Origin of the sequence: Neobacillus drentensis, assembly GCF_036966985.1 — a bacterium.
Classification (GTDB): Bacteria; Bacillota; Bacilli; order Bacillales; family Cytobacillaceae; genus Neobacillus; species Neobacillus drentensis_E.
This window is the reverse complement of the sequence record NZ_JBALSN010000509.1, coordinates 1-3264: the sequence shown is the minus strand read 5'-3', so window position 1 is coordinate 3264 and position 3264 is coordinate 1. Positions and strand designations below refer to the sequence as shown.

Below are 3264 nucleotides of genomic sequence, written 5' to 3'. Positions count from 1 at the left end.
GTTGATAACTTACTTTTTGCGACAGCAAACTGAACCCGTTACATGACGGTGCTATTTTTTTATTTCTAACGTATGGAACAAGTCCCCTGTGATTTTTCGGAGGATTTCTTCCTGATCGGGTTGAAAACACGCCATGAAACAGGTGGATGGGCCAGCTGATTTGATTATATCAACGGAAGTGAACACCATGTCTTGTGTTATCTTTTCATTTGGGAACATTTGATTGAGTTCATACAGAATCCCTTTAGAACCAACCGGCCACAGCATTGCCCCCTTAATCAAACTCACTTCACGAAAAATAGATAGCGGAGCAACTTGGTCGTTTTGTTCGATCACTTCGTTGCCAACTAGCGGCAAACCTATTACAGCGAATTTCAAGTAATTATCTAAAGCAAAATCAGTTATTTTAGCAGACGATTTCTTTCCCAAGACAACTAACCCTATGGCAGATTGCAGAAGCTGAAAGTTACTTTCGGTACTTCCAGAAATACTTACATCTGCTAACTCTAGTTCGGAAAGCCCCTGTTTAATCCCTCCAACTAGCTCATCCCATGGTTCATTTCCGCAAAAGTTATGAACCAGTACTGAAATAGGGTCCCCTCCTGCTGCGATACATTCCATTGCGGCAACTCTAAATGCATAATAAGCTACGGTTTCATAGGGTACATGAACATGGTCCTGCTCCTTCATTCCAATGGCTCCGCTATTATCACAAGCAATAATGAGGGAGTCCCCACCGCTAAAAGGAATGGTTACGATATCCCTCATTGTTTGACATCCCGATTGGGTAATCCATGTGTTACGAGAGAAGTTAGTCGTGGAATTGCGACCATTGCGATGACCGTATTGATGATGGAACCAATGAGCAAGGAAGGAATAATCCCCAAATAAAATCCTACATTCATTAAATAAATAAATGGTAACGGGGCAACCAATGAGTTTCCAATGATGAAAACAACACATGCCAAAATTTTATTATTTTTATACATGCGCCCAAAAACCCAAACCAGCACAGCCATTTCGACAGCTATTAAAAAGTGCAGGGGCCCTAATGGGAACCCGCCGATTAATGACGATAATAGATGACCAAATGCTCCCACTAACGCACCTGCCCCAGCCCCAAACAAGACTGCCGCCAAAAGTGCAGGGAATGCATCTAGCGCGACGCTGCCGACAATAGCTGGAATCTTAATCGCAGCTCCGACCACAGACAATGCTGTTAACATCGCTAGTCCGCTAACCCATTTTCCTTTCATTTACTTTTCCTCCTTACGCTTCCCATCCCTAAACACATTCGCACTGCGAACATATTCTACATCGCTGACCTGTAATCGGAAGTTGATCACTCTTGCCAGCGCAAAGAAATAGTCTGAGAGGCGATTAAGGTACATCAAGGCTATTTCAGAAGTTTTTGGATCAGCTTTCACCAACTTAACAACTAATCGTTCCGCTCTTCTAGTCACCGTTCTAGCGATATGAATCGAAGCCGATGGTTTGGTTCCTCCTGGTAAAATAAACCGCTCCAACTCAGGCGCCTCTTCAATGTACTCATCGATTTTCTTTTCAAGGTAATCAATCGATTCTTGGTGAAGTTTTAATTCCCGCTTCGCCGTCACATTTGCGAGGTCCCCCCCACAATCAAATAATTCATGTTGGATTTTTTCAAGATCGGCCAGCACGTCTTTAAAAATATTGGGGTCCAGTTCTTGTATAGCCTGACCGACGAAGCAATTGACTTCATCCACGGTACCGTATGCTTCAACGCGGTTGTCATCTTTATCTACTCTTCCACCGATGATGCTTGTTTTTCCTTTGTCACCTGTTCTTGTGTAAATTCTCATTGTTCCCATTCCCCTTTACTTTATAGTTTGATTTAATCCATACCAGATGACGTCAACCTTTTCTGCTTTGGAGGCGATATCTTGGTATGCCCAACCGGTTACATCCCGCCATTGTCTATTTTCTACCTCCATTGGAACAATTCCTTTTGATATATCTGTTCCAATCACAACTAATTTGCGCTGCTCGGCTGCATTTTCCCAAGTGTTCCATTCCTCTATACAATTGGCCCAGATCTCCCGACATTTTTCGGCATCGAAGGTCACTGTTAGTTCTTTCAGCCAAATTTCTACTCCCTCAAGAATTACCACGCTCTGGTCGAAATCAATTAAATTTATCGGAAGAGAGTGGCCATCATAAGCTGAAACCCAATGTTTATTCTCGAAACGGCTATAGGTATTCTTTATCCATGCCCTTTTGCCGTTAAAGGCACCTCCAATAATAAAATGCATCGTTCACCTCTCCTTAATGAATCTCTTTCAAAAATGAGTTCGTACCCTTGATCATGATTTACTTGCCACGTCCAAAATTCTTTTCGGTCCGGTGCAAACCTAGATAACAGATAACGAATAACTCCGCCATGAGTAATTACCGCACAGCTCTTAAGGTTTGATGTAAGAAGCTCGCCGGTAATTTTGGTCCAGCCAGAATCTACCCTCCTGGTAAATTCGTGATATGGTTCACCATCCGGCGGAAGATGTATAGTAGGAGCTTTTAGCCAGTTGCGATAGTGAACATTATCTTTTAATTCTTCGTACGTTTTCCCTTCCCATTTACCGAAATTCATTTCTCGTAATTCTTTGAGAAGTTTTATACTAGCATTTGAAAATAATCTTTCTCCTGTTTGAACACATCTTTGCAAATCACTAGAATAATAATGCTCATAACTTTTTGAAATGACGAAATCCTTTATTTCAGGTGATAAGGGTGAATCATTCCATCCTAAATAGGCTTTTCGTTTGTTTTCTTCGGTTACACCATGACGAAATAATGCAATAACCACACGGTCATCCACAGTACTAACTCAGTCCCTTCCACCGCAGCACCTAAGACATCCCCGGTAATACCGCCAAACCATTTTACAGCTTTTCGGCGAAACAGAAAAATACAGCAGGCTGCAATCAGAATTAATGTACCTATAATGAGGAAATCCTTATAAAAAAAACTAACTAAAAGGAGTAGAAAGATTAAGTAAATGGGATACAGCCATAGTGACTGCGGTTTCGCCGCATTTTGGAACAATGCGCCGAGTCCTTCATTTTTAGCGGCCTTCACGGTTAACAACAGAATTCCCATGACACTTTTACTTAAAAACGGAATCAATGTAATAATGATATAAAGTACGTTTTCAACATTCGTTATACTTTCATAAATAAATAGAAACCGAGAGCTTAGTAAAACCAAAATGGATAGAACGCCAAATGC

6 protein-coding genes are annotated in these 3264 nt (G+C 41.4%); all 6 read right to left on the bottom strand.

From position 1 onward, the window contains the following. Positions 1-51 precede the first annotated feature (51 nt). Positions 52-768, bottom strand: coding sequence for an ATP-binding protein (locus tag V7659_RS26775; protein WP_335543124.1), 717 nt, complete (start codon positions 766-768; stop codon positions 52-54). Further along, positions 765-1256 carry an ECF transporter S component gene (locus V7659_RS26770; RefSeq protein WP_335543123.1) on the bottom strand — a complete coding sequence of 164 codons (492 nt, stop codon included), beginning with the start codon at positions 1254-1256 and terminating at the stop codon, positions 765-767. The genes V7659_RS26775 and V7659_RS26770 overlap by 4 nt, the downstream gene beginning before the upstream one ends. After that, the gene (locus tag V7659_RS26765) at positions 1257-1841 is read right to left on the bottom strand and encodes a cob(I)yrinic acid a,c-diamide adenosyltransferase (protein WP_335543122.1); all 585 of its coding nucleotides are present in this window, start codon (positions 1839-1841) and stop codon (positions 1257-1259) included. 15 nt (positions 1842-1856) lie between these two features. Next, positions 1857-2291 carry a bifunctional adenosylcobinamide kinase/adenosylcobinamide-phosphate guanylyltransferase gene (locus V7659_RS26760; protein WP_335543121.1) on the bottom strand — a complete coding sequence of 145 codons (435 nt, stop codon included), beginning with the start codon at positions 2289-2291 and terminating at the stop codon, positions 1857-1859. Next, complete coding sequence (locus tag V7659_RS26755; RefSeq protein ID WP_335543120.1) at positions 2243-2842, bottom strand: histidine phosphatase family protein; 600 nt, start codon at positions 2840-2842, stop codon at positions 2243-2245. The genes V7659_RS26760 and V7659_RS26755 overlap by 49 nt, the downstream gene beginning before the upstream one ends. Next, a partial coding sequence (locus V7659_RS26750; RefSeq protein ID WP_335543119.1) for an adenosylcobinamide-GDP ribazoletransferase occupies positions 2812-3264 on the bottom strand: 453 nt, incomplete at its 5' end. The genes V7659_RS26755 and V7659_RS26750, both read right to left, overlap by 31 nt.